The following is a 26,080-nucleotide window of genomic DNA, read 5'->3' on the forward strand; positions in this document are numbered from 1 at the left end:
ATTAAATAACAAGGAGCAATAACATGGAGATCACAACCCTCCAGATTGTGCTGATATTTATCGTTGCATCTATTGCAGGAATGGGATCCATTCTGGATGAATTCCAGTTTCACCGCCCACTTATCGCCTGTACCTTGATGGGTCTGGTTCTCGGTGATCTCAAAACAGGGATCATCGTCGGTGGTACTTTGGAAATGATCGCCCTGGGCTGGATGAATATCGGTGCCGCTATGGCACCAGATGCCGCTATGGCCTCCATTATTTCCACTATTTTAGTGATCAAAGGAGGACAAAGTATCGGTGCAGGTATTGCGTTAGCCATTCCTCTGGCGGCAGCGGGTCAAGTATTAACCATTATTTTTCGTACTCTTACCGTTGCCTTTCAACACGCCGCCGACAGTGCTGCAAGGCGGGGAAGCTTAAGGACGATCACCGGCTTGCATATTGCCGCATTATTTTTGCAAGCCATGCGGGTCGCTATCCCGGCGTCGATCGTCGCTTTATCCATCGGCACAGCTCAGGTTCAATCATTACTCCATTCTATTCCCCCCGTTATCACCGGTGGGCTTAATATAGCGGGAGGTATCATTGTCGTAGTGGGCTACGCAATGGTCATCAACATGATGCGTGCAGGTTATCTAATGCCGTTCTTTTATTTAGGTTTCGTCACTGCTGCCTTTACCCAATTTAATTTGGTTGCATTAGGTATCATTGGTGTCGTCATGGCTATTCTCTATATTCAGCTCAGTCCGAAATATAATCAATCTCAGGGAAAACAATCTGCCGTGGCGGATCCGCTTGATAATGAATTAGATTAAACTTCTTGCAAAACCGTCGCGAGGGGTATGGAGTCGAGGCAAGAAATTTGGAATAGGTTCTAAGAACCTGTTCCAAATCTTCTTGAGTGACGCTCAGACGAGGAAAAAACGCGAGAAAAATCGCAGTTTACAGAGAATAAATGAGCATTTTGAGCGCGTTTTTGACGAAGTATCAGCGAGCACAAGAGGTTTCGAACAGGTTCTTAGAAGTCGATTAAGCAAAGGAGATAACAAATGGTTGACACAGTCACGACAAATAGTGATATGAGTGAAAAAAAACTTACCCCTGGCGATATACGTGGCGTTATCCTACGTGCGAACCTTTTTCAAGGGTCGTGGAACTTCGAACGTATGCAAGCACTGGGTTTCTGTTTTTCCATGGTACCGGCAATCCGACGCCTGTATCCCGAAAATTCAGAAGAACGCAAACAGGCGATCAAACGTCATCTTGAATTCTTCAATACCCATCCTTATGTAGCAGCACCGGTACTCGGTGTCACACTCGCGATGGAAGAACAACGGGCGAATGGCGCTCCCATCGACGATGCAGCGATAAACAGTATCAAGGTTGGTTTGATGGGACCTTTGGCAGGGGTGGGAGACCCGATTTTCTGGGGAACGGTACGTCCAATATTTGCCGCCCTTGGTGCCGGTATAGCGATGACAGCAAGTTTACTTGGACCGATACTCTTCTTTGTTCTCTTTAATTTTTTACGTTTACTGACTCTCTACTACGGTATAACCTATGGTTACAAAAAAGGAATTAACATTGTTAATGATATCGACGGGGGCTTGTTAAAAAAATTGACCGAAGGGGCTTCCATCCTCGGTTTATTTATTATGGGTGCTTTGGTTAACAAATGGGCGCACCTCGATATACCGATTGTCATCTCTAACATTGCCGATCAAAACGGCCAAAACAAAATCACCACGGTACAAACCATCCTAGATCAACTAATGCCGGGTCTTGTCCCACTGCTATTAACTTTCTTTTGTATGTGGTTGTTACGCCGAAAAATTAATGCATTGTGGATCATCGTGGGGTTTTTTGCCATTGGTATCTTTGGTTACTGGGCGGGGTTTCTCGCTGCTTAATAAGCCAACATGACACCACACGAATACTTTAAAAAAACCCGCCCAATGGCGGGTTTACAGCCGATTCAGACAGCATAAACATTTGCTGCGGAAGGGCCTTTCTGCCCATCCTGGATCTCAAATTCTACCTTCTGGCCTTCCGCTAAAGTTTTAAACCCGTTACCCTGAATTGCAGAGAAGTGTACAAACACATCTTTACTGCCATCATCTGGCGTAATAAAACCAAACCCCTTAGACTCGTTGAACCACTTAACTTGACCTTTTATCTTTGCCATCTTGAGTATTTCCTTTGGATTGTTTCGTTCGCCCGTAGGCATTTAAATAGACAAACTTGAGTCGTTACTGTTTGAGACACTAAGATAAAGATCAACAGAGAAAAGATATCCAACGATAACGCTTTTACTCAGAACTTCTTTACTGAAAATGCCACATATATACAGAAATTCACCTCGTTTTACCCGTGATCGTTATTACATACTCTTAATACGTTGGCAAGCTATTTTAATCATCCGCATTCCTGTCGTACATATTTTAATACCGCCAACTCAAAACAATGTATAAATAGACTACATCTTGTCGGATGTCCAGTCTATTTTAATAGTCTAGCTAATTATTAGCCTTAATGGGTATATTGAATTTTCTACTACATCCACTTAAAAACCTACCACTATATAGTTCGACAAAAAATGATATTTCTTAAGCTCTATGATAAAAAAATTAGACCCCCCTAGCTTTAAAGATCATAATTGAACAACACACCTCAGCTTAGGAATATACCTGATAGACAAGCCTTGAAATGTGGGTTCCGGAAGGAGTCAATGGCTGGCGTTTTGGTTTTGGCTTTACTGCGAGTATTACCGCCCGCCACGAATTTCGTTATATTCCTCTACCTCTACCATTACCGCTTTTTTCCATCGAATATAACAAATTTTCATTACAAACTACTTATATTCCAGGCAGTTATAACAATGGTAATGTTTTGTTTACCTGGATACGTTGGCAACTTTAACCTAAAGCAGATAACCCAAACAGGCTATCTGCTTGACATTAGATAGAGAACCCACTCTACGGTTAACAAGTGACCTTGTTTAATTAAACCCCATCAGGATCCTTAATTGTCGTAAACCTATTTTTATCCTTACATCCTGTCAGCAGGAAACCACACCACAATGCCCCCACCCATAAAGGTATCAGCAGCACTGAAATACGAATACCTTCGGTCAAATACATGATCACTAAAATCAACGCAAGAAAAACGAGGCAAATATAATTACCATAAGGATAACAAATTGCTTTAAAACCAGGCTCGACACCCTCGCGTATTTTTGCCTTACGGAATTTCAGGTGTGCCAAGCAAATCATCAGCCAGTTAATCACCAGCGTCGATACCACCAACGCCATAAGTAACTCAAATGCCTTACCTGGGATCAGATAATTAATCAAGACGCCGACAGACGTTGCCAACGCTGAAAACAACACAGATAAAACCGGAACCCCATGTTTGTTCACCCTTGCTAGCACTTTCGGAGCATTCCCTCTCGCAGCAAGACTAAACAGCATTCGACTATTACAGTAAACCCCGCTGTTATATACCGATAACGCCGCAGTCAATACCACCACATTCAGGATCGTCGCCACCCAGAAACTATCCAGTTCGTGAAAAATCATCACAAAAGGACTACCTCCTTCAATCACTTTAGTCCAAGGATAAAGCGATAACAGTACCGTCAGCGAACCAATATAAAAGATAAGAATACGATAAACTACCTGATTGACGGCTTTAGGAATACTACTGCGTGGGTTCTCTGCTTCTGCAGCAGTCATCCCCACCATCTCCAGACCACCAAAAGAAAACATGATAATCGCCATCGCCATCACTAATCCACTGACACCATGTGGCAGAAACCCGCCCTGATCCCATAGGTTAGTGATCGACGCAGTAGGTCCACCGTAACCAAAGATTAATAGGTAGCCACCAAAAAAAATCATACCAATGATCGCCATAACCTTAATCATCGCGAACCAAAATTCAGTTTCACCATACAGGCGCACATTAATCAAATTAATTAGATTAATCAGTACAAAAAAAGCGGCGGCAGAAACCCAAGTCGGTATTTCAGGCCACCAATACTGGATATAAATACCCACCGCAGTTAGCTCAGCCATGCCGACCAAAATAAACATCGCCCAATAATTCCAGCCAGATAAAAAACCAGCAAAATTACCCCAATATTTATAGGCAAAATGGCTAAATGATCCTGATACTGGTTCTTCGACAACCATTTCACCTAATTGACGCATAATCAAAAAAGCGATAAGACCCCCGATCGCATACCCCAAAAGTACTGACGGACCAGCCATCTTGATCGTTTGTGCGATACCAAGAAATAGCCCCGTACCAATGGCACCACCCAAAGCAATAAGTTGAATATGCCGATTTTTTAATCCACGTTTTAGTGTTAAATCCTGTAATTGCTGTTCCATTGTACCCTCACACCGCGATCAATAAATCTCCAAAGTGGCAACCTAGCCTTAGAACCTGTTCGAAATCTCTTGTGCTCGCCGTGTTTTGGTCAAGTAATTCGTCAAAAACGCGCTCAAAATGCTCATTTACTTTATGTAAACTGCGCTCTTTCGCCCATTTTTTCCTCGTCTGAACACAGCGAAAAAGATTGGGAACAGGTTCTAAGCGAGACTAACTTTTAGGAAATAACTCTTTGCTACTATCCATCACGAAGAATATCAGTAATGGCACAAATTCCAATAGTAACGTTATCTTTTTTATGATAGTCACTATCACAAATCACCACCTTGCAATAAAATCCCTGAAAGCAAGCATGAATGGACTTCTTTACCACTAATATAATCCAAGTAAATTGGCTCATCTCTCCTTTCTCTCCTTATCTATCAATCTGATGTAAAGAAATGACATCTATAATCATTTAGATTTATAATTCGTCGGCATTACTAATTATTGATGTCGATCCTTATTTTTCACACTAAAATACCCTTCAGAATACATTGAGGATGGTAAACTTAGGAAAAATTCAACCAAAACCATTCCATCCCAGGCTTAAATTAAGGTACAAAGGCGCCATGAAAATTCCAAAACGAATCCAACCTCTGGTTGACGATGGCTTGGTTGATGAAGTCATCCGCCGATTAAAAAGCGGCAAAGAGGCCGACGTCTATGTCGTCCGCTGTGGTTCTGAGATCCGTTGCGCAAAAGTCTACAAAGAGGCAGAAGACCGCAGCTTCAAACAAGCTGTACAATATAAAGAGGGGCGCAAAGTGCGTAATAGCCGTAGCGCACGAGCGATGGCTAAAGGATCTAAATTTGGTCGAAAACAACAAGAAGAAACCTGGCAAACAGCCGAAGTCGATGCGCTCTACCTGCTCGCTAGCGCCGGTGTTCGAGTCCCCCAACCTTATGGCTGTATTGATGGTGTTTTACTGATGGAACTGATTACCGATGAAGCGGGCCTGGCAGCACCACGCTTAAGCGATGTTTTCCTGACCACCGAACAAGCCACTGCCGACTATGGCGTTATGATCCAATCGGTAGTACGCATGTTGTGCTGCGGGTTAGTTCATGGTGATCTTTCTGAATTTAATATACTAATCGACAGTAACGGTCCAGTTATTATCGATTTACCTCAGGTCGTCAATGCCGCAGCCAATAACCACGCAAAATCCATGCTAGAAAGAGATGTCAATAATTTAACCCTTTTTTATGGTCACTTTGCTCCAGAGTTGCTCGCTCGTAAAGACGCCAAAGAAATGTGGGCGTTATACCAGGATGGAAAATTACATCCTGAGACTCAATTAACCGGTTGTTTTGTAGAAGACACTAAAACTGCTGACGTGGGTGCTTTGATGGCAGAAATTAAAGCAGTCATTGCTGAAGAAGAAGAGCGCCAACGCATATCACAGTCACAAGACTACGATTGATTTGTTATCAATTAACTGAGCACAGAAAGTAAAAAATGAGCGTGCTATGTCAGACACGCTCATCTCGTATGTTATTGCATTTTAATGATTTTTTCCTGAATGTGACAAAAAATTATTCGTTATTTTACATTCAGATTTTTTACAGTAAATATATTAACTCGCGGGTGTGCCCCAACTAGAAATCCAGCTCATGAATTTCTTCTCAAGATAATCAAGTACCTTTACGGCGGCCTTCTCTAGAGAACCAACGGCCTTTTCTAGAATATTTTTTCCAGCCTTCTCCGCAACATTTTTTAGCATATCCCATCCCTTACCATCATTTACTAAATTGGTAACGGTTTTCCCACCGATCTGTGCAGAAGTACTTATCACAGAATTTTCGATAGGTTTGACTAAAGTTGACATTGCTACGGCTGCTATACTCATATTTCTTATCCCCTAATGTATGGTTAATATTAAATAAAATATTCAAATTATATAAAATAAAACTTTATTAGTAATGATAAAATTTCCGGCTATTTACTTCTAACTTTGGTACCAATGTCTGGTACTCATTGTCATACCTTGTGATGGTATTTTTTTTCCTGCTGTCACATCACCAGATAAAATCTGGTCGCTAGAATAACTTAATAATTCAAGCTGTTGATATAAACTTTCCACGCTACTTTTATTAAGATCTTGCCGATTCCACAACACCCAGTCATGGTTAACATCTTCCTGTGCCAGGATCGGTTTTAATGAAATTTCGCTGAACATATTTTGCTGGAATAATACAGGTATACCATCAATTTTTGCCTGATCAATATGGCAAAACATCAAGATCTTATTCTTCGGATACTCTGTAATATGGATCCCCTGCTCACCCACTTTCAGGCTGACAAGACCAGAATTATCCTTTGGCTCCTCAAGTGAAAGGCGACGAAATAATTGTTGTACGGCATCAGGAAAATTAGTCATCATATGATATATCCTTCTTTGCGTTATTAACGTGAAATATATTACTTTAAATATTATTTTTTTACTATCGATAACATTATCATTATTTAAATTTTCCTATGAGTTATCCTTAATGAAGATAAATAACTATGTCAATTATTAATTATCTTCATTTATTCAAGGTGTTTTAATTATTATGCTATTTAATTTAACTTATTATAGCCTATTCCAAATCTTTTTCGCTGTGCTCAGAAGAGGAAAAAATGGGCGCAAAAGCGCAGTGACCCTTTGTATATAACGAAAGGGAGTAAATGAGCATGTTGAGCGCGTTTTTGACGAATTACTTGACCAAAATGTGGCGAGCACAACAGATTTCGAACAGGTTCTTAACACTATTAGACTTCTTGCAAAACCATAGCGAAGGCCGCGAAGTCAAGACACCTGAAGCACCGCGACCGCGTACATGCAATATGAGGATTGCGAGCACCACGTAACGCAAAATTCGCGCCACGCAGTAGGTTTTACAAGAAGTCTAAGAAGTTATCTTTGAGGGCTTCATGGCAGCAAGATTAAAATTATAATGGCGTGTTTGTATATCCCTTAGCCGGTTTGCAGATGCCATAAACGGGCATAATGCCCCTTTCGGGTAACGAGCTCATCATGTGTTCCCTGTTCTTGCACAACACCGTCACGTAACAACAAAATGCGATCACAACCCTGTAAAGTATTTAAACGATGCGCAATACAAATCACCGTTCGATTACGGGTGATCACGGGTAATTGGCGCATAATCGCCGCCTCTGATTCATAATCCAGGGCACTGGTGGCTTCATCCAAAATTAAAATTTGTGGATTAGCCATTAAAGCACGTGCCAAGGCAATACGCTGGCGCTGACCACCGGAAAGCATTTCACCTTTCTCACCGACTTGTGTTTGGTATCCTTGCGGTAACGCGCTAATAAAATCATGTGCACCTGCCTGACGTGCCATCTCTTCAACCAGTTCTAATTCCGCATCAGGGCGACACTGACAGATGTTTTCTTGCACCGTGCCAGAAAACAACACACTTTCCTGCAGGACAACACTCATTTTGCGTCGTAGTGATGTCGGATCCGTGATCGCCAGATCCTGGCCATCGACCAAAATTTGCCCATGCTGGGGCGTATACAGCCGTTGCAATAATTTGGTCAAGGTTGATTTACCACAGCCAGAAGGACCCGTAATGCCGATGAATTCTCCACTTTTAACGTCTAGATTAAGATTTTGCAACACTTCAGGGATATCGGGGCGATAGCGAAAACGCACTTGTTTAAAGCAAATACTGCCCGCGCTTTCACAACCCGAAACCAACCCCGCACTGCCCGGTTCACTCGGGCTATCAAGAATGCTACCGATACGTTTGAGCGCAATTTGCGTATGCTGAAAATCTTGCCAAACCTGAGCCAATCGCAATATCGGCTGAGTCACATAACCCGCGAACATATTGAAGGCGACTAATTCACCCGGTGAAAGTTTGCCTTCTAACGTTAACTGCACACCAAACCACAATAACATGGCTGACGTGATCTTGTGGATTAAAGAAATCCCTTGCCCCGCCAAGTTACCCGCTTGTGAAGTACTGAACGCTGAACGCACAAAATTCGCTAAGCATTGTCGCCACTGGCGGTTAAATTGACCTTCAGTGGCGGTGGTTTTAATGGTTTCCAGGCCGCTGACCGCTTCAGTAAGAAAAGAGGTGGCACTCGCGCTGGCTTCGTATTCACGCTCAACCCGTTTACGCAATATACCCCCCACTGAAAACCAAAATAGGAGATAACACACCAACGAGATCAATACGATCCCCGTTAGTGGCACACTGTAGTAAAACATCACCGTGATAAAGGTGCCGACAAAGACTAAATCTAACAACATGGTCAATGCTGAACCTGTCAGAAAGCTGCGAATTTGCTCCATCTCACTGACTCTGGCAATAGTCTGCCCTGTCTGCCTACTGGTAAAATAATTCAGTGGCAAACTCAGTAAATGCCGATAAAGCTTGGTATTCAATTCTGCCCCTACCCGGGTAGAAAGATTCGAAAATAGCCAGCCACGTAAAAAGGTATAACAGGGCTCAGCGATCGCTAATGCCACCATCGCTATCCCTAATACTATCAAGCTATCGATACCACGACTGACCAATACCTTATCAATCACAGTTTCAAACAACATGGGTGTGACTAAAAGTATCGCCTGCAACAATAGCGAGATCAAAACAATATTGCGTAACTGGCGACCATGCTTAACAATCAACGGAATAAACCAACCAAAACCAAAAGCAGGCGCGGTGGCCTGTTTTTCCGCTCGAGCCAATAATATCGCTTCGCCTTGCCACAATTGGTGCAATTCATCACGTGCTATTTGCCGCTGTTCGCCACTAGCAGGAAAATAGACCACGGCGTGCTCATCATTGAGTGTTAACAGCAAATACCATTGTTTTTCTGCATGAGTCTTTTTTTGATCAGCTTGTGCAGCAAGCAAATGACCGAGCTGCCGATTAGGCTCATCGCCGGGTATATGAGCGGCTACCTCACCGATTTTATGGCTGAGTAAATGTGCGAATGAATCGTTAGCGTGCTGATCAGATTGTTCATGGATGGTACTCTCAGCTTGATGGGAAAACATCACAGGTAGCGGCAAGGTGCTGAGTCGATCAAATTTTTGTGTGATCCTGCGAGCGCGTAGCCCAATCCAGGCTGCACAACGACAAATGGCGATATCATCGATTTCATCGATCGGTAATCCCAATCGATGTTGTAACTGAGAGGGTTCAATGGCTAAATCAAAACACGCCGCCGCGCGCGCCAGAGCCTCCAGAGGTTGAATGATTTTTTGTTGATATTCCGCCATATTAACGCTCCCTCAATGCTTCAGACTGATATTGTTGCAACGGGCTTAGCAGGTAATCAATCACTCGTCGCCTACCCGTTTTGATCTCCGCACTGACTGACATTCCCGCTGACAACCGTACGGGTTTTCCATCCACTACCAAGGTGTCAGTGAGTAAACGGACGCGAACTGGAAACACCAATCCCTGTTTAGGATCATCAACCGCATCGCGGGAAACGTGTTTCACTTCCCCCGCCAGAGTGCCGTAACGAGTGTAGGGAAAACTGTCTACCTTGACTTCAACCGGCTGACCAGGCAAAACAAAACCCACATCCTTGTTTAATAGCATGGCATCTAGCTCCAGCTCGTTATTTTCCGGCACCACCACCATCAGTTGTTGAGCCGGCGTCACCACGCCACCCAGGGTATGTACTTCCAGTTGCTGTACCACACCATCCACCGGTGCTTTTAACGTTTGCAAATTTTGCCGTTCAACAATTTTAATTTGCTCTTGAGTCAGCTGACTAATCACCTCACTCGCCTTATTTAAGCGCTCACGGTAATCACGTTTCTTTTCTGCCAGAAAACGTTGTTTACCCTGTATATAACTTTGTTGTTGCGAGAGTAATATCGATTGCTGACCGTCAAGCGCACTCAATTCGGCTTTGGCGTTGAGATACTCTCGTTCTTCTTTCAGCAGTTCTACTTCAGCAATCGCCTGTGTTTTAGCCAGTGTACGATGAGCTTGTAAACGTCTTTCAATATTTTTTAATAGCCTTTGCTGACTGCCGATCTTTTGCTCTACCGCCTGATAATTAGCCTGATTTACCGCCAATTCCACATCTTGACGTTTTAACTCGGCATTCATTTCATCCAGTTCACGTCTTAGCAAAGCAAGCCGCGTCTCGATTAAATGCGGTTCACTGTCTGCCGGCGGTGTAAAATTAGCCAAAGGATCGTCAGTCAGCAACGCAGTTAAACGGGCTCTCTCCAGCCTACGATGCATAAGTTGTTGCTTTATATTACGCACTTCAGCATCAATCCCCACCGGATTCAGTTCAATCAATACCTGCCCTTCATGCACGCGCTCGCCGTCGCGGACATTAATGGCGACCACCACACCTTGTTCTAACGGTTGAACAACTTTGGAATGATCAGCCACAATGACGCGACCTAACGCCGTTGCATGAATATCCAACTTACCTACTATTGACCAGAACAAGACCAATAATAAAAATAAGGCGATAGCCCAAGCGGTACGACGTGCCCAAGGCGCTGCCGGACGTTCAACGATGTCCAAATAAGCAGGCAAAAAATCATATTCATCACGAGTGCGAGCGGCTTGCTGCTGCTTATCACGCCATTTCGCTATCCACTGGGAAATAAATTTCATTTGGCTTCCTCTGCGCTAAAACTAACCTGTTGTTGCCATAAACGGGCGTAACTCCCTTTTAATCGGAGTAATTCGTCATGATGAGCCAGTTCAGTGACCACACCCTGTTCAAGTACCGCAATGCGATGACATTGACGTACAGTAGATAAACGATGTGCGATGGTGATCACGGTTCGGCTGGCGACAATTTTCGCCATATTTTTCTGTATTTTTTCTTGAGATTCATCATCCAATGCACTGGTCGCTTCATCAAATATCAGGATACGTGGATCAGCCAACAACGCACGAGCAATAGCAATGCGTTGGCGTTGTCCACCCGAAAGTGAAGCGCCCCCTTCCGATAAAACCGTGTCATAACCTAAAGGGAGCGCTAAAATGAATTCATCCGCACCTGCCAAACGTGCCGCCTTAACGACATCTTCCAGTGGCGCAGTGGGACAGGAATGAGCGATATTTTCCCTCACCGTACGGTTAAACAGATAACTTTCTTGCATCACCACCCCCACTTGACGCCGTAAAAAACTGGGTGGAAAAGAACTTATCGGGCAACCATCGAGGGTAATACTCCCTTGTTCAGCGCTATATAGCCGTTGTAACAAACGGGCAACGGTACTTTTACCCGATCCAGAAGGCCCCACTAACCCAATATGTTCGCCCGCACGGATATGTAAGGTAAATTGACGTAGCACGAGATCGAGATCGGGTCGATAGCGAAAAAGCACATTTTCTAACCTGATATCACCCTTAACCGGTTCCAGTGGCTGAACATCGCCCACGGCCTGTTCAATAGGTAACGTCAGCATGTCTGCCAACAGTGATAAACCTACTTGAGCACGAATACTTTGCTGCCACAGATCAACCAGTTTGGTCATCGGTAACATCGCCTGCACTAACAGCATATTGAAAGCGATCAACTGTCCAATACTGAGATGAATGTCCATCACCTGATACGCACCCAAGACAATAACCAGCGCGCCTGTGGTTTTTTGTAATAATTGCGCTGTTTGGCTACTAAAATTTTGTAAATTTTGTACTCGAAAGTTTGATTGAGCAAAATCCCGGGTCTGTTGCTCCCAACGGTGCTGCATCCGTGGTTCTAACGCCAGACTTTTCACGGTTTCTACCCCTGAAACCGTTTCCGTTAGAAAGGAGCCATTTTGCGCAGCAAAACCGCAGAGTTCCTCCACCCTCTTTTGCAATGGTTTGGTGGTCAGTGCCGCCAGTAATACAAAGAAGGGAATGGCAGCTAAGGTCACTAGAGTCAGGTAAGGTGAAATCATCCACATCACGACAAAAAGCACCACCGAGAACAGCACATCTACACATAATGTCAACGCCGAACCGGTAATAAACTCACGAATGCTATCTAATTCCCGTACCCGGGCCACAATATTGCCAACATGCCGCTGTTTGAAATAACTCAAAGGTAAACGGACCAAATGATGGAATAATTTACCGCCAAGTTGAATATCAACGCGAGTGGTAGTATGGGCAAATAAATATTCACGCAAACTTTTGAGTACGACTTCAAATATGCCGACCACCACCAGCGTAATCACCAACACATCTAACGTCGCCAAGGCGTTATGCACCAATACCTTATCCATCACCACCTGAAAAAAAAGTGGCGCAATTAACGCCAATAATTGTAATAACAACGATAACAATAATACTTGAATTAACTGATTGCGATGGCGAAGAAAAGCCGGAATAAACCAACGAATATCAAAGCGTGATTGTTTACATAACACACATAATCCACCCCATAAATTGCCTAATTCAGCACGATCTATTATTTGTGGCTGATCGGTATCTGAATATTGTAATAATGCTTGCTCTTCATTTATTCGTGCTAACAATATAAATTTCCCTTCCCGATCGCGAAATGCCATTGGCAAATGTTCCGGCCTTAATTTTTCTAATGGCAGTTTTTGCAACCGAAAGCGGGCGGATAAAGGAGCAGCGAACTGACTTAAATGCTTTTGCAATTGCTTTTGTGAAGCAACAGAATCCGTTTCAATATTATTGTTGCTGCTAAATTCTTCAGTACTAATCGGGTGTAATCCTGCGAGGCGTAATAACCTCGCAGCACAGATCAGCGCGGAAAAAATATGATTGTCCATATCCTATGCTACCTGTTGTCTATTTTAAATAAGTTTGCCGACATTTTCTTCGGGTAAAATGTCATTATTGATGAAGTGATCTTGGGGAAAATCCCATATATACCTAGGATACACTTCTATTCTGTACTATAAAGCAGAATTAAAAAAATGTTTAACCCCGATAAGAAAATTTAATCTCAAAATTAATTTAATTTTCTGTTGAACAGATAACAAAGGGTATTTGTCGATAATATGGCTTGCCATCCATGTTACCTAAGCGAAACTATGTTTAACATTTCGTCTCTTTCCATGTGATCGGGTTTGGGCTTTCGATTTTAACCACTTACTATAAATAATGTTATATATAAGTATTAGCTACTGAATAATATTATTGAATAAGATCCTCGTTATCATTATTATTTATAATGACAAAAAATAAAATTAAAAATAGGGATAAATTATGCTAGTAGAAAAAGCACAAAGTATACCGCATCCTAATAACACGTTACCTGAAAATCCTCCTCCGCATACAGATTCCAGTCCATCTGGAGCAAGCAACACACATTATCTTCCTACTGTTACAGCAGTAAGACTAGATCACCCCAGTACCTTGCCAGAAACATCCAAGGCTATGTGGCACAAGGACAAATACGGTGAGGGCAGTACAGTGGAACTTACGGTAGCTCACCCCAGTGCCTCACAAGAAACATCCAAGGACAAGGTTGGCACAGTCGCACCTGAAATTGTGAAGTTCGTAAGTAAACCATTAATTAACATGGTTGAAGCGGTACGTAAAAATAAGAAAAAGGCTATCACTATCGCGCTCGCTATACCTGTGGCTTTTGCCATAAACCCGATTTTAGGCGCGGTTGTCGTTTCCTGTGCAGTTGGTTTCTTTCTGGCAAAACCGGCAAAAATATTTTTGGTAATCGGTGTCTCTTGGATAGCAGATAAACTACAGCTAAAAGCGGCGAGCGCTTGGGCAAGCGACACACTAAAAGCAATAGGAGCTGGGGGACTCAAAACGCTATCATCGATAGCCATGCTGATTAGTAACGCTATCCTCAAAAGGAAATAAAACCATGGTCCTGAAAAATAAAAAATAGATCCCTCTAACGAGGTCTCATGCGGTAAGGCAATCAATTCATTTGTTGTCGTCAAGTCAGCGATCCTGGATAATAGATAGCCTAATTTTTTAGGCGCTACTTTTTCCAGGCGTGACAGAGAATGACAGAATACTTACTCCTTTTTATTGGTACCGTTTTGGTAAATAATTTCGTACTGGTCAAGTTCCTTGGCCTGTGCCCATTCATGGGAGTTTCCAAAAAACTGGAGACGGCCATTGGTATGGGGTTAGCTACCACTTTTGTGTTAACACTGGCGTCGATTTGTTCCTGGATGGTAAACAGCTTTATCCTGTTACCTTTGGGTCTGGTGTATTTGCGTACACTGACTTTTATTCTGGTTATTGCCGTGGTGGTGCAATTCACTGAGCTGATGGTACGTAAAACCAGCCCCGTGTTGTATCGACTACTGGGGATATTTTTACCCTTGATCACCACCAATTGTGCTGTACTGGGTGTCGCTTTACTGAATATCAATCAATCCCATAATTTCCTGCAGTCTGCAGTTTACGGTTTCAGTGCTGCCGTCGGCTTTTCTTTGGTAATGGTACTCTTTGCGGCCATCCGTGAAAGACTGGCACTCGCCGATGTCCCGTTGCCCTTTCGAGGCCCGCCCATCGCATTAATCACCGCCGGATTGATGTCGTTGGCATTTATGGGCTTTACGGGCTTGGTGAAATTTTGATGTCGTCGTTATGGCTTGCTATTGCCGCTTTAAGCGTATTGGCGCTGCTCTGTGGGGGCATTCTGGGATTCGCTGCGCGGCGCTTTCAAGTAAAGCAAGATCCTATTATTGAGCAGGTTGATAAACTTCTGCCACAAAGCCAGTGTGGTCAATGTAGCTACCCGGGTTGTCGTCCTTATGCTGAAGCGGTAGCAAATAACGGTGAAAAAATTAACAAATGCGCCCCCGGCGGCGAACAGGTGATGCTGAAACTGGCAGCGTTGCTAGGTGTAGAACCACAACCGCTTGATGGTGATGAAAGCGTGACTCATCCGCCACGTAAAGTCGCTTTTATTGATGAAAGCAATTGCATCGGCTGTACAAAATGCATTCAAGCTTGCCCCGTTGATGCTATCGTTGGGGCCACTCGCGCCATGCATACCGTACTAACCGATTTTTGTACCGGTTGTGATCTCTGTGTTGCCCCCTGCCCCACCGATTGTATTGAAATGAGGCCCGTTATCACCACTACCGCTAATTGGAAGTGGGATCTGACTCGTATCCCGGTAAAAACAGTCCCTATAGAAACTCACTCTACAAAAACCAGCCTTATAGAAACGGCTCCAATAAAAAACAAGCCATCTCATCCCATTGCAGTAAAAATAATAGATACGGAGCAACATGTTTAAGCTATTTGGGGCTCACAATAATAAAGATAAAGTCTGGAATTTCACCGGAGGGATCCCTCTCCCTGATATGAAATTACAATCGAGTACAGTGCCGATACGCACCGCTTCCTTACCGGAACACTTTATTGTTCCCCTGCGACAACATGCAGGATCGCCAGCTGAGATCCGGGTCAATGTAGGTCAATCAGTACTAAAAGGGCAACCATTAACAGCAATTCATGATGATAATTTGCCGGTTCATTCGCCTACATCGGGTATCATCAGCACCATCGGAGCACACATCATCGCCCATCCTTCTGGCTTAGCTGAGCAATGTGTACAAATTACTGCTGATGGCAAGGATACCTGGTATCAGCGTTATCCGCAGATCGATTATCAACAGCTCAGCGCTCAACAATTACTGGAACGTATTCACCACGCAGGCATTGCCGGGCTAGGTGGTGCCGGTTTTCCTTCTGCCACTAAACTCACCAGTGCGCTAGAAAATAACCACACTCTCATTATCAATGCAGCCGAATGTGAACCCTATATTACTGCTGATGATCGCCTAATACAGGAACATGCTGATGAGATTGTCGTCGGCATTCGCATTCTGCTGCACATATTGCAACCGATGCAGGTGCTGATTGGCATTGAAGATAATAAAGTTGCCGCCATTGCGGCGCTCAAACAGGCATTGAGCAAAGAAGAAGCAACTCAGTTACAGTCTATGCAGCTACAGACCGGGAAGCTACAAACGGCACAACCACCTATGACACAACCGCAAAATATACAGCTGCGGGTAATACCCACTAAATATCCTTCTGGTGGAGCAAAACAATTAACCAAAATTCTCACTGGGATGGAGATCCCTCGTGGCAAACACTCGTCTTCTATTGGTGTATTGATGCAAAATATCGCGACTGTGGTTGCCATAAAACGAGCCATTATTGATGGCGAACCGTTGATCGAACGGGTGGTCACTTTAACCGGTGATGCCTTAACCAGCCCGGGGAATTTTTGGGTGCGGCTCGGTACACCGGTACGCCACTTACTGGCACAAGCAGGCTTTCAAGCGCAGCCTAGGCCAATACTGATTATGGGAGGGCCATTGATGGGGTTTACACTGCCGAGCCAAGATGTCCCGATTGTTAAAATCAGTAATTGCATTTTAGCACCTGACACCACCGAAATCGCACTCTCCGAACCAGAGCAACCCTGTATCCGTTGTGGGATTTGTGTCGATGCCTGTCCAGCCGGACTACTACCGCAGCAACTTTATTGGTTCAGTCGCGGCGCAGAACACGAAAAAGCCCGTGATCATAATTTGTTTGACTGCATCGAATGCGGTGCCTGTGCTTATGTCTGCCCGAGTCATATTCCATTAGTGCAATATTACCGACAGGAAAAAGCAGAGATACAGGCATTGGATCAGGAAATGAGTCGTGCAGCCGCCGCTAAAACACGGTTTGAAGCGAAAAAGACGCGTCTGGATCGAGAGAAACAAGCACGTGCACAGCGTCAACCCGCAACGAAAGCAACGGTTGTTACCACACAATCACCACCATTAGTAGCTAACAGCCTCCTCATCGGTACAGCCGCAACACCTCAAACATCAGTCGAACCGAAGACAGAAAACACCACAGAACAGGCAGATGTACGCCAAGCCACGATTGCCGCGGCGATTGCTAGAGTAAAAGCTAAAAAGGCAGTACAAATTCTTAAATCGGATTAATGATAGAGCTGCTTTATTCATTGCATCAACACACTTAAGCCTCTACTATCGTTTTGTACATTAGACTTCTTGCAAAATCGTTGTTCGTTAATTCAAAAGGCCACCTGGCACGCGGCAAGCGCTGTGGTACGCGCAGTATATGAGGATTGCGAGCGCTGCCCAACGCAGAATTCGCACCACCTAATAGGTTTTGCAAAAGTCTATTTTATAAATCCACTAATAGATGATGATACCATGCAGAAATTATCCCTGATTTGTTTCGCTATGCTGATGTTAGGTCTTTCTTGGGGAGCAACAGCGGAAGAAAAGCGTTATATTTCCGATTCACTCATTACCTATGTCCATAGCGGCCCTGGTAGCCAATATCGTATCATTGGCTCCCTGAATGCCGGTGATGAAGTCACGCTACTCGATGTTAATCACGATGAGAATTATGGTCAAATTCGCGACTCGAAAGGCCGTATTGTCTGGCTCCCTCTCGATCAACTTAGCCCATTGCCTAGCTTACGCGTTAAACTTCCTGAGCTGGAACAAAAAGTAAGCAGCCTAACCGAGCAACTACATAATATCGATGAAAGCTGGAATCAACGTACCGCAGAAATGCAACAGAAAGTGGCATCCAGTGACGATATCATCGATGAATTAAAACATGAAAATGAAGTCCTGCAACATCAACTCGTGGTGGCACAAAAAAAAGTGAATGCTGTCAATCAACAACAAGATGACAAACAACGAGCTGTTATTTTGCAATGGTTTATGTACGGCGGTGGCGTGGCCGGCAGCGGCTTAATGTTAGGTTTATTACTGCCACATCTCATCCCCAGTCGTAAACAAAAGAATCGCTGGATGAATTAAATTTCCTGTTAGAGCCTGTTCCAAATCTTTTTCACTGTGCTCAGAAGAGGAAAAAATGGGCGAAAAAACGCAGTTTATTCTTTGTATACAACAAAGAAATGAGCATGTTGAGCGTGTTTTTGACGAAGTCTCAACGAGCACAAGAGATTTCGAATAGCTTCTAAGGAGTATAATTATGAATATATACCTGGTCGGTGGTGCTGTTCGTGACAGTTTGTTAAACCTGCCAATCAGTGAACGAGATTGGGTGGTCGTCAATGCAACCCCCGAAAAATTACTTTCTTTAGGCTATCAACAAATAGGCAGAGACTTCCCCGTTTTTCTCCATCCCATTACTCGAGAAGAATACGCCTTAGCACGTACGGAACGTAAGTCCGGTCACGGCTACACGGGTTTTACCTGTTACGCGGCACCGGACGTCACACTAGAAGAAGATTTACGCCGACGGGATCTCACGATCAACGCGATGGCACGCAATGATGAGGACAACGAATTAATCGATCCCTATCAAGGTGAAAAAGATCTCGCCAACCGCGTGTTACGTCATGTTTCTGACGCTTTTACTGAAGATCCGCTGCGTGTGCTGCGAATAGCGCGCTTCGCCGCGCGCTTTGCACATTTGGGTTTTACCATTGCCTCAGAAACCTTCACGCTAATGACAAAAATGGTCAACGACGGTGAGCTATCCGATCTGGTCGCAGAGCGGGTTTGGCAAGAAACCGAAAAAGCATTGCTCAGCCAAAGCCCACATAAGTATTTTCAAGTATTGCGTGATTGCGGGGCGCTGGCCGTGTTGTTTCCTGAAATCGACGCACTATTTGGCGTACCCGCCCCCGCCAAATGGCACCCTGAAATTGATACCGGCGTCCATACACTGATGACACTGGCCATCGCCGCCTGCTTGAGCACACAAATAGAAGTGCGTTTCTCGGCACTCTGTCACGACCTTGGTAAGGGGCTAACGGCTAAAGAGCTTTGGCCTCGTCACCACGGTCATGGTTCGGCAGGGGTAAAGTTGGTCGAGCAATTATGCCAACGTTTAAAAGTACCTGCTTCAATACGTGAGCTAGCCAAGTTAGCAGCGGAATATCATGATCTGATTCATACAGTCAATAAATTACGACCCGAAACCTTACTGAAATTGTTCGATGCCATCGATGCCTGGCGTAAACCACATCGTTTGGAGCAAATGATTTTAATCAGTGAAGCCGACGCACGCGGCCGTACTGGGTTTGAAGACAACCTCTACCCACAGGGCGACTACTTGCGCAACGCTTTTCGCATAGCCGAGGCAATACCGGTACAAGCAGTGATCGCCAGTGGTTTACAAGGCAGCGCTATTGCGGATGAACTGAAACATCGCCGCCAACTGGCCTTAGCCCAATGGAAAAAAGACAAAAAACCATTTTCACATCAGTTAGCATAATTTTGGTACTGTTGAGAGAGAGGCAGATCAGAGTCCAAACAAGCGGACAATATGTTCTTTGAATATCAGTCCAAGTGCAGCAGCGACAATAAACCATTGCATACGATCGAATTTAGATTCAAGCTTATCAAAACGCTTATCCGTTTGATCGAAGCGTTTATCAATTTGCTCAAAACGTTTATCAACCTGTTCAAAGCGTACATCCATATCCTTACGAACACTTTCTATCTGAGCATCAGTCCTCTCGGACAATGTCTGTATATCTTTACGGACTTCCACTATCTCAGCAGACAGATCTTTACGAACCAACACCATTTCAATAGACAAGTCTTTACGAACTGACGCGAGCTCAGCAGATAAATCTTTATAAACCAGCTCTATTTTGGCGTCGATTTTTTCAGACTGTGCCACTATATTTTTACGAACTTCAACAATCTCACCCGATAAGTCCTTACTTATTTCATCAAGATCACGCTTGGTCACAACATCTACAGCTTCATGAGATTGACGAACAACGAGGGAAATTGCTCGAGCCTGCTTTATAGACAGACCCGCCGTTTCAAGTGTTTCTACAAATTCTTGTGTATCAAAGGCTACCAATGCCATTTACGCACTCTCCTTTCTTTAGGCACGTATTTTCATTAGATTTCTTGCAAAACCGCAATGATCTCTCCGTCGTATATACCCAATGAATTTCGAGTTACGGCAAGGCGGCAATCAATCGAATCCAGGTAGTACATGACTGGGATGAGTGGGAGCAGCCAACACCGCCGTAACTTGAAAGGCGAAGGGTATACAACCCTCGTCGGATGATTCAAAAACTAACACGGGGTATGACGTTAAATCATACCCCGTTGGTAACCATACACAACGCTTCACGCTCAAAAAAGATGTCTTTTATGTATTCATCTCAATATTCGAGCACGATCGGCGTTCAATAATCACCCCGACATGCTTAGCCTGCGGCACTGCGTTTGATTTGCTAACTTTTATCCGTACCCAAGATGAGGGAAAACGCGTTAATAACAACTCAGCAACCTCCTCCGCGACCCGTTCTACCAGTGCAAAACTATTTTTTTCTACGTGTTGCAGAACAGCCTCACTGATCTCCGCGTAATTCAAACAATCTTTAACATCATCACTGGCGGCAGCTTTACGGTTATCCGAGCCTATTTCGATGTCAAAAATTAATTTCTGGCGAATGCGTTGTTCCCAGTCATAAACACCAATGGTGGTCATGACACAGAGTTGTTCAATAAATACGATATCCATTGGGGTATTCTCTGTTTACCCAGTCGCTTAGGACTGGTCCTCCCAACTGAACGCTGCAGTTTGCTCATATTTGGAGAACTTCTCTAAAAATTCCTTAAATAGGTTATCTTGTTCTGTTGTAGTTACAGAATTATTCAGTCTACATATCTTTTTTATATGTTCTCTCATCTTTTTTACAGTAGAATCATCAGGAGTTCTACCATTTTCTTTTCCATTATTTACAAGCTTTACAAAAACCTCAAAAAATTTTACAAATACATAACCGCATTCACTACTATGGTCGACGAATACCTTATCACCTAGCCCATTAATAAAACTATCATTCTTAAAAAAACATGTACGGGTAGAATCTCTCAGGCATTTTACTAATGTTTCGGTGCCACATTTTTTGAACAAGGGGGATATAACATCTACGAATGATGACACACCTTTTTGCATAAGACATTCCATGATCCGTTCGAATGCCCCAGATTTTTTGTTTTTCAAGAAAAATTGCGTGAATTCTCCGGATAAGCTTAATTTTCCTTTTTCGATAGCCTTTAGCGTACATTTTTCTAATACGTCAAATATTATTTTGATTTTTTCTCCGTCTGTAAACGTATTATTTCCTTCGATAAGCCAATTGAATGCCGAACGTACTGCTTCATCATTTTTTCCGTGCTTATGCTCAATGTTTTCGAGCATGATTTTTTCAAATAGAGTATCTTGTTTTTGATCAACAAGGTGTTTCATAGTTTCAGAAAATACCGTATATTTTTCATATTCTAGACTCTTTAAGACAAGTACGTTGCATACCCCAATATTACATTCTTTACCGAGAAGAGATTTAATAACTTGGCAAGTTTTTACAAGATCATCATTCTTTAAAGAGTATAATATATATTCTTCAGCTAATTTTATTTTTTCTTCTACTGAAATACATGTAATATATTCTCCTAATAAGTCAGGGGAATCTTCCTTGAAAAGGTTTTCTCTAAATTTTGACTTATTGAATGAACTAGATTCGCTGTAATTCGAAAAGCTTATAGTCTGTTTAACTGAATCTGCGTTATCTTTTGTTTCTATCGATAGATCAAAACTATTTAATTCAGCACTCTTCTCTATCTTGAAAAAGCTTCGCCTCCCTTCTGGAGCTAGGCTTTTTAAACTGAGAAAAGCATGTATTTTTTCAGTTGTCGATGTAGCATGCAAGAAGGTTCGGAGATGCTTATAAGCATCTGCACGGTGAGTATCAAAAAACCAATCCTTTATTTTTTCCCATATACCCATAGTGACAGACTCGTCATTTTTTATTTTCTCTACTACATCACTTGAGATTACTTTCTCGCCACCCCACCGGCTACTTAAATATACTTCCATAAGATTTAATCTCTCTAAAATACACCATTTAATTACATACAGCATCATGATTCTGATTACAATACAGATAATTCCGACAACGGCCACCTCGGTCTTACAGCAATGCTAAGATCATTCTCTGTACCCGCATTCATTTTCAACCGAACCCACCCCGCGTAGGCAATCATCGCACCATTATCCGTACAAAACTCCGGCCTGGCGTAAAATACCTCGCCACCGCGTTGATGCATCATTTCAGCTAACTTCAATCGAAGTGTTCGATTGGCGCTCACCCCCCCGGCAATCACCAAACGAGTCAAGCCGCTTTGATCGAGCGCCCGCTGGCATTTTATCGCTAGCGTATCGATGACCGCATCTTCAAATGCACGCGCAATGTCAGCACGGGTTTGATCGTCGTTATTATTAGTGTGAATAGTATTAGCTGCAAATGTTTTTAAACCGGAAAAACTGAAGTCAAGACCGGGACGATCGGTCATAGGTCGTGGAAAGATAAAACGTTTCGCGTTTCCCTGCTCGGCGAGACGCGATAGCATGGCACCACCGGGATAATCCAAATCTAATAATTTTGCGGTTTTATCGAAAGCCTCTCCGGCAGCATCATCCACAGATTCGCCCAAAAGTTGATATTCACCGATAGCCGTTACGCTGATAAGTTGGGTATGCCCCCCTGAAACCAGTAACGCAATAAAAGGAAAAGATGGCGCGGGGTTTTCCAGCATCGGAGAAAGTAAATGACCTTCCATATGATGCACCGGCACCGCGGGGACTTGCCAGGCAAAAGCTAACGCGCGACCCACGGTCGCCCCCACTAATAATGCGCCCACCAGCCCAGGCCCCGCAGTATAAGCAACAGCATCAATATCTTTTCCACTGAGCTTGGCCTCCTGTAGCGCTGCCTGGATGAGTGGCACCGTTTTTCGTACATGATCACGGGAAGCCAATTCAGGAACAACGCCACCGTAATCAGCATGTAATTTTACTTGACTATATAATTGATTAGCTAACAGACCTTTTTCACCGTCATGCACGGCAATACCTGTTTCATCACAGGAGGTCTCTATACCCAAAACGCGCTTTATTTTTTCCATCATTCCTAACTCTATTAAATTTCTTGCAAAACCGTAGTAAGTGCTGCGAAATCAAGGCACCTGGCGCGCAACAACCCAGTGTACATGCGAGTACAGGAGGATTACGAGCACCAGGTAACGCAGAATTTGCAGTACGTCGCTTGCAGCACACAGGAAGTTTTGCAAGAAGTCTATACCCAATGAATTTCGAGTTACGGCAAGGCGGCAATCAATCGAATCCAGGTGGTACATGACTGGGATGAGTGCGAGCAGCCAACACCGCCGTAACTTGAAAGGCGAAGGGTATATTGCCTAACCCACTTGCATTCCAAGAACAGGATACTCACAATGCTCCTGTCCGCAGTTTATCACAGGCTGATTTGTCTATAGTCGTCTTCATTTTAGTACGGACGTCTACGGTGGTGCTTTACAAAAGCGCTTCCAATGCAGTAAGATCGCGCACTATTTTTGAAAGATGCTGGTCTCTGTGATCAGCCGCAAATCGATTTTACTGAGGATCGCGGTACATGCCGGTAATTAAAGTACGTGAAAATGAGCCCTTCGACGTGGCTCTTCGCCGTTTCAAGCGTTCTTGCGAAAAAGCAGGGGTTTTGTCTGAGGTTCGTCGTCGTGAGTTCTATGAAAAACCCACTACCGAAAGGAAACGAGCTAAAGCTTCTGCAACAAAGCGTAAAATGAAGCAAGTTGCTCGTGAGGCCACGCGCCGTACTCGTCTATATTGATTTTTAAGGGCAAAAAATCTCACCATTTGATTATTCTTTACCCGTTTTCGTTGCATAAGAAAGGCGGCCGTGCTTTCCGAGAGGGATGTACGGCTTGTTCTCGTTTGGTAAACTGGCGAACAAAGGCATTATGGTTGGACGCATTCCACGTTTATTTATCAATGAGTTGCTGGCCCGTACCGATATCGTCGATCTGATCGAGGTTCGGGTAAAGCTGAAGAAACAGGGCAAAAATTATCTCGCGTGTTGCCCATTCCACCATGAGAAAACACCTTCGTTCACCGTCAATAGCGACAAACAGTTTTATCATTGCTTCGGCTGTGGTGCTCACGGTAATGCGATAGATTTTCTCATGCATTATGATCGCCTGCAATTTGTCGAAAGCATTGAGGAATTAGCCACTATCAACGGGGTGGCTGTGCTTTACGAAGATGGAACCGCTGCTAACCACATCGAGCACCAGCAACGACAAAATATTTATCCATTGATGGAACAAATAGGCGAGTTTTATCAGCAATCACTCAATAGCCCGTCAGCACGCTCTGCTTGCCACTATCTTGAGCAACGCGGATTGAGTAAAGAGGTTATCCAGCACTTTGCTATTGGTTTCTCTCCTGTGGGCTGGGATAACCTGGTAAAACGTTTTGGCAACAACAGGGAAAACCGTGCAACACTGAACAAAACCGGCATGTTGGTGACTAATGATACGGGGCGTAGTCACGCAGAACAGGGTGACACAGGACACAGCTACGACAGGTTTCGTGGACGTATTATGTTCCCGATCCGCGATAAACGCGGTCGTATCATCGCTTTTGGTGGTCGTGTTCTTGGCGATGGTATGCCTAAGTATCTAAATTCACCTGAAACAGAGATTTTTCATAAAGGTCGCCAACTCTACGGCTTGTATGAAGCACAGGTCAAACAACCTAATCCGGCACGCTTATTAGTCGTTGAAGGATATATGGATGTGGTGGCTTTGGCGCAGTTTGGTATTAATTATGTGGTCGCATCACTTGGAACGGCAACCACTGCGGAACATATCCAGTTATTATTTCGCACCACAGACAATGTCATTTGCTGTTATGACGGTGATAAAGCCGGAAGGGATGCCGCTTGGCGAGCATTGGAAACAGCGCTTCCCTATCTAAATGATGGACGTCAGCTACGCTTTATGTTTTTGCCCGAAGGTGAAGATCCCGACACCCTGGTGCGTAAAGAAGGAAAAGCGGCCTTTGAACAACGTATGGAACAGGCGCTACCGCTCTCTCAGTTCCTGTTTGAAACACTGATACTACAGGTCGATCTGAGCAGCCCTGATGGGCGTGCTAAACTGAGCGCCTTAGCGCTACCATTAATTGCTCAGGTGCCAGGTGAAACGTTACGACTCTACCTACGCCAGCAATTAGGTAATAAATTGGGTATTCTGGATGATCATCTTTTAGATAAGCTGATGCCTAAGCGTGCTAAAAATGTTAATGGCTACCCACGGCCGCAGCTAAAACCAACAACCATGCGTATACTTATTGCATTGCTGGTGCAATATCCACATCTGGCGACACTGGTGCCCTCGTTACAAGGAATAAAACAAGCGAAATTAGCCGGTTTGTCCTTGTTTATCGAGTTGGTGGAAACCTGTCTTGCCCAGCCGGGTTTGAATACCGGTCAACTGCTGGAGCAATATCGTGGTGATAAATTTAGCAAGCAGCTTGAAAAATTAGCAACTTGGAACACCATAGAGGTAGAAGAGATCGTCGAAATAACCTTTCGAGATGCGTTGAACCATCTTTTTGATTCAGCACTGGAAGAACGATTAGATATTTTAATTGCCCGCGCCCGGACGACATATGGCTTAAATGCTGAAGAACGTGAAGAGGTTCGTCTGATCAATGAGGCGCGAGGAAAAAAAATGAAATATATAACGGCTTAATTGCCGATAAATGCGAGGATGTTCCTCTGCACTGGCCGCCATAGTGGGCAGCGGTGATCTAAAAAGCCCCAAATGTTATT

22 protein-coding genes and 3 pseudogenes are annotated in these 26,080 nt (G+C 43.9%); 12 read left to right on the plus strand and 13 right to left on the minus strand.

Going from position 1 to position 26,080, the window contains the following annotated elements; translation table 11 throughout:
• The first annotated feature begins 23 nt into the window (after positions 1–23).
• Together AAHH42_RS08405 and AAHH42_RS08410 are read left to right on the plus strand one after the other, a co-directional pair.
• A complete protein-coding gene (locus AAHH42_RS08405; RefSeq protein WP_119797453.1) occupies positions 24–818 on the plus strand; it encodes a PTS mannose/fructose/sorbose transporter subunit IIC in 795 nt (264 codons plus the stop codon).
• 234 nt (positions 819–1,052) lie between these two features.
• On the plus strand, positions 1,053–1,913 hold the full coding sequence (locus AAHH42_RS08410) for a PTS mannose transporter subunit IID (protein WP_342220903.1): 861 nt from the start codon (positions 1,053–1,055) through the stop codon (positions 1,911–1,913).
• A gap of 65 nt (positions 1,914–1,978) precedes the next feature.
• Here the strand turns inward: AAHH42_RS08410 and cspE are convergent, their stop codons facing one another.
• Both cspE and AAHH42_RS08420 read right to left on the minus strand, forming a co-directional pair.
• The gene (gene cspE, locus AAHH42_RS08415) at positions 1,979–2,188 is read right to left on the minus strand and encodes a transcription antiterminator/RNA stability regulator CspE (protein WP_072549561.1); all 210 of its coding nucleotides are present in this window, start codon (positions 2,186–2,188) and stop codon (positions 1,979–1,981) included.
• A gap of 42 nt (positions 2,189–2,230) precedes the next feature.
• Positions 2,231–2,347: a DUF2627 domain-containing protein gene (locus tag AAHH42_RS08420; protein WP_072549629.1), complete on the minus strand. Its 117-nt coding sequence runs from the start codon at positions 2,345–2,347 to the stop codon at positions 2,231–2,233.
• A gap of 380 nt (positions 2,348–2,727) precedes the next feature.
• On the opposite strand from AAHH42_RS08420, the pseudogene AAHH42_RS08425 reads away from it, so the two are divergent.
• Positions 2,728–2,922 (plus strand): annotated as a pseudogene (locus tag AAHH42_RS08425) (lipid IV(A) palmitoyltransferase PagP); the annotation flags it as partial.
• A gap of 83 nt (positions 2,923–3,005) precedes the next feature.
• Here the strand turns inward: AAHH42_RS08425 and AAHH42_RS08430 are convergent.
• Positions 3,006–4,397 (minus strand): amino acid permease, encoded by a 1,392-nt coding sequence (locus AAHH42_RS08430; RefSeq protein ID WP_072549563.1) that lies wholly within the window; start codon positions 4,395–4,397, stop codon positions 3,006–3,008.
• A 612-nt stretch (positions 4,398–5,009) separates the two neighbouring features.
• Between AAHH42_RS08430 and AAHH42_RS08435 the strand changes: the two genes are divergently transcribed.
• On the plus strand, positions 5,010–5,864 hold the full coding sequence (locus AAHH42_RS08435) for a PA4780 family RIO1-like protein kinase (RefSeq protein ID WP_342220904.1): 855 nt from the start codon (positions 5,010–5,012) through the stop codon (positions 5,862–5,864).
• A 153-nt stretch (positions 5,865–6,017) separates the two neighbouring features.
• On the opposite strand, the gene AAHH42_RS08440 is transcribed toward AAHH42_RS08435, so the two are convergent.
• From AAHH42_RS08440 to AAHH42_RS08465, 6 genes and pseudogenes are all read right to left on the minus strand, one after another.
• Complete coding sequence (locus AAHH42_RS08440) at positions 6,018–6,290, minus strand: hypothetical protein (RefSeq protein ID WP_072549565.1); 273 nt, start codon at positions 6,288–6,290, stop codon at positions 6,018–6,020.
• A gap of 99 nt (positions 6,291–6,389) precedes the next feature.
• Entirely contained in the window at positions 6,390–6,824 is a 435-nt protein-coding gene (locus tag AAHH42_RS08445; protein ID WP_072549566.1) for a CesT family type III secretion system chaperone, read from the minus strand.
• 576 nt (positions 6,825–7,400) lie between these two features.
• Positions 7,401–9,272, minus strand: a pseudogene (locus AAHH42_RS08450) (type I secretion system permease/ATPase); the annotation flags it as partial.
• Between the two features lie 170 nt (positions 9,273–9,442).
• Positions 9,443–9,686, minus strand: a pseudogene (locus tag AAHH42_RS08455) (type I secretion system permease/ATPase); the annotation flags it as partial.
• A 1-nt stretch (position 9,687) separates the two neighbouring features.
• Positions 9,688–11,058: an HlyD family type I secretion periplasmic adaptor subunit gene (locus AAHH42_RS08460; protein ID WP_072549567.1), complete on the minus strand. Its 1,371-nt coding sequence runs from the start codon at positions 11,056–11,058 to the stop codon at positions 9,688–9,690.
• Positions 11,055–13,181 (minus strand): peptidase domain-containing ABC transporter, encoded by a 2,127-nt coding sequence (locus AAHH42_RS08465; RefSeq protein ID WP_072549568.1) that lies wholly within the window; start codon positions 13,179–13,181, stop codon positions 11,055–11,057. The genes AAHH42_RS08460 and AAHH42_RS08465 overlap by 4 nt, the downstream gene beginning before the upstream one ends.
• 439 nt (positions 13,182–13,620) lie before the next feature.
• On the opposite strand from AAHH42_RS08465, the gene AAHH42_RS08470 reads away from it, so the two are divergent.
• The 6 genes from AAHH42_RS08470 to AAHH42_RS08495 all read left to right on the plus strand — a co-directional run bounded on the left by AAHH42_RS08470 (position 13,621) and on the right by AAHH42_RS08495 (position 19,632).
• Positions 13,621–14,238 carry a hypothetical protein gene (locus AAHH42_RS08470; protein WP_072549569.1) on the plus strand — a complete coding sequence of 206 codons (618 nt, stop codon included), beginning with the start codon at positions 13,621–13,623 and terminating at the stop codon, positions 14,236–14,238.
• Between the two features lie 149 nt (positions 14,239–14,387).
• Complete coding sequence (rsxA, locus tag AAHH42_RS08475) at positions 14,388–14,969, plus strand: electron transport complex subunit RsxA (RefSeq protein ID WP_342220905.1); 582 nt, start codon at positions 14,388–14,390, stop codon at positions 14,967–14,969.
• On the plus strand, positions 14,969–15,637 hold the full coding sequence (gene rsxB / locus AAHH42_RS08480) for an electron transport complex subunit RsxB (RefSeq protein ID WP_072549571.1): 669 nt from the start codon (positions 14,969–14,971) through the stop codon (positions 15,635–15,637). The genes rsxA and rsxB overlap by 1 nt, the downstream gene beginning before the upstream one ends.
• Positions 15,630–17,351, plus strand: coding sequence for an electron transport complex subunit RsxC (gene rsxC / locus AAHH42_RS08485; protein WP_072549572.1), 1,722 nt, complete (start codon positions 15,630–15,632; stop codon positions 17,349–17,351). The genes rsxB and rsxC overlap by 8 nt, the downstream gene beginning before the upstream one ends.
• A 234-nt stretch (positions 17,352–17,585) precedes the next feature.
• Positions 17,586–18,206, plus strand: coding sequence for a TIGR04211 family SH3 domain-containing protein (locus tag AAHH42_RS08490; protein WP_072549573.1), 621 nt, complete (start codon positions 17,586–17,588; stop codon positions 18,204–18,206).
• Between the two features lie 175 nt (positions 18,207–18,381).
• Positions 18,382–19,632 (plus strand): multifunctional CCA addition/repair protein, encoded by a 1,251-nt coding sequence (locus AAHH42_RS08495; RefSeq protein WP_072549574.1) that lies wholly within the window; start codon positions 18,382–18,384, stop codon positions 19,630–19,632.
• Positions 19,633–19,659: 27 nt separating this feature from the next.
• Here the strand turns inward: AAHH42_RS08495 and AAHH42_RS08500 are convergent, their stop codons facing one another.
• From AAHH42_RS08500 to tsaD, 4 genes are all read right to left on the minus strand, one after another.
• Positions 19,660–20,238: a hypothetical protein gene (locus AAHH42_RS08500; RefSeq protein WP_342220906.1), complete on the minus strand. Its 579-nt coding sequence runs from the start codon at positions 20,236–20,238 to the stop codon at positions 19,660–19,662.
• Positions 20,239–20,529: 291 nt separating this feature from the next.
• Entirely contained in the window at positions 20,530–20,904 is a 375-nt protein-coding gene (gene folB / locus AAHH42_RS08505) for a bifunctional dihydroneopterin aldolase/7,8-dihydroneopterin epimerase (protein ID WP_072549576.1), read from the minus strand.
• Between the two features lie 27 nt (positions 20,905–20,931).
• Positions 20,932–22,311, minus strand: coding sequence for a hypothetical protein (locus AAHH42_RS08510; RefSeq protein WP_342220907.1), 1,380 nt, complete (start codon positions 22,309–22,311; stop codon positions 20,932–20,934).
• Positions 22,312–22,319: 8 nt separating this feature from the next.
• Complete coding sequence (gene tsaD, locus AAHH42_RS08515) at positions 22,320–23,351, minus strand: tRNA (adenosine(37)-N6)-threonylcarbamoyltransferase complex transferase subunit TsaD (RefSeq protein WP_342222041.1); 1,032 nt, start codon at positions 23,349–23,351, stop codon at positions 22,320–22,322.
• A 506-nt stretch (positions 23,352–23,857) separates the two neighbouring features.
• Here tsaD and rpsU point away from each other — a divergent pair.
• Positions 23,858–24,073: a 30S ribosomal protein S21 gene (gene rpsU, locus AAHH42_RS08520; protein ID WP_072549580.1), complete on the plus strand. Its 216-nt coding sequence runs from the start codon at positions 23,858–23,860 to the stop codon at positions 24,071–24,073.
• 130 nt (positions 24,074–24,203) lie between these two features.
• On the plus strand, positions 24,204–26,000 hold the full coding sequence (gene dnaG / locus AAHH42_RS08525) for a DNA primase (protein ID WP_342222042.1): 1,797 nt from the start codon (positions 24,204–24,206) through the stop codon (positions 25,998–26,000).
• Positions 26,001–26,080: the final 80 nt, after the last annotated feature.

Origin of the sequence: Candidatus Fukatsuia endosymbiont of Tuberolachnus salignus, from assembly GCF_964030845.1 — a bacterium.
GTDB lineage: Bacteria > Pseudomonadota > Gammaproteobacteria > Enterobacterales > Enterobacteriaceae > Fukatsuia > Fukatsuia symbiotica.

Excerpts from the sequence above, each read along its gene's own strand:
- AAHH42_RS08405 (WP_119797453.1), top strand. The coding sequence starts at position 24 with ATGGAGATCACAACCCTCCAGATTGTGCTGATATTTATCGTTGCATCT.
- AAHH42_RS08410 (WP_342220903.1), top strand. The coding sequence starts at position 1,053 with ATGGTTGACACAGTCACGACAAATAGTGATATGAGTGAAAAAAAACTT.
- cspE (WP_072549561.1), bottom strand. The coding sequence starts at position 2,188 with ATGGCAAAGATAAAAGGTCAAGTTAAGTGGTTCAACGAGTCTAAGGGG.
- AAHH42_RS08430 (WP_072549563.1), bottom strand. The coding sequence starts at position 4,397 with ATGGAACAGCAATTACAGGATTTAACACTAAAACGTGGATTAAAAAAT.
- AAHH42_RS08435 (WP_342220904.1), top strand. The coding sequence starts at position 5,010 with ATGAAAATTCCAAAACGAATCCAACCTCTGGTTGACGATGGCTTGGTT.
- AAHH42_RS08440 (WP_072549565.1), bottom strand. The coding sequence starts at position 6,290 with ATGAGTATAGCAGCCGTAGCAATGTCAACTTTAGTCAAACCTATCGAA.
- AAHH42_RS08445 (WP_072549566.1), bottom strand. The coding sequence starts at position 6,824 with ATGATGACTAATTTTCCTGATGCCGTACAACAATTATTTCGTCGCCTT.
- AAHH42_RS08460 (WP_072549567.1), bottom strand. The coding sequence starts at position 11,058 with ATGAAATTTATTTCCCAGTGGATAGCGAAATGGCGTGATAAGCAGCAG.
- AAHH42_RS08465 (WP_072549568.1), bottom strand. The coding sequence starts at position 13,181 with ATGGACAATCATATTTTTTCCGCGCTGATCTGTGCTGCGAGGTTATTA.
- AAHH42_RS08470 (WP_072549569.1), top strand. The coding sequence starts at position 13,621 with ATGCTAGTAGAAAAAGCACAAAGTATACCGCATCCTAATAACACGTTA.
- rsxA (WP_342220905.1), top strand. The coding sequence starts at position 14,388 with ATGACAGAATACTTACTCCTTTTTATTGGTACCGTTTTGGTAAATAAT.
- rsxB (WP_072549571.1), top strand. The coding sequence starts at position 14,969 with ATGTCGTCGTTATGGCTTGCTATTGCCGCTTTAAGCGTATTGGCGCTG.
- rsxC (WP_072549572.1), top strand. The coding sequence starts at position 15,630 with ATGTTTAAGCTATTTGGGGCTCACAATAATAAAGATAAAGTCTGGAAT.
- AAHH42_RS08490 (WP_072549573.1), top strand. The coding sequence starts at position 17,586 with ATGCAGAAATTATCCCTGATTTGTTTCGCTATGCTGATGTTAGGTCTT.
- AAHH42_RS08495 (WP_072549574.1), top strand. The coding sequence starts at position 18,382 with ATGAATATATACCTGGTCGGTGGTGCTGTTCGTGACAGTTTGTTAAAC.
- AAHH42_RS08500 (WP_342220906.1), bottom strand. The coding sequence starts at position 20,238 with ATGGCATTGGTAGCCTTTGATACACAAGAATTTGTAGAAACACTTGAA.
- folB (WP_072549576.1), bottom strand. The coding sequence starts at position 20,904 with ATGGATATCGTATTTATTGAACAACTCTGTGTCATGACCACCATTGGT.
- AAHH42_RS08510 (WP_342220907.1), bottom strand. The coding sequence starts at position 22,311 with ATGATGCTGTATGTAATTAAATGGTGTATTTTAGAGAGATTAAATCTT.
- tsaD (WP_342222041.1), bottom strand. The coding sequence starts at position 23,351 with ATGGAAAAAATAAAGCGCGTTTTGGGTATAGAGACCTCCTGTGATGAA.
- rpsU (WP_072549580.1), top strand. The coding sequence starts at position 23,858 with ATGCCGGTAATTAAAGTACGTGAAAATGAGCCCTTCGACGTGGCTCTT.
- dnaG (WP_342222042.1), top strand. The coding sequence starts at position 24,204 with ATGGTTGGACGCATTCCACGTTTATTTATCAATGAGTTGCTGGCCCGT.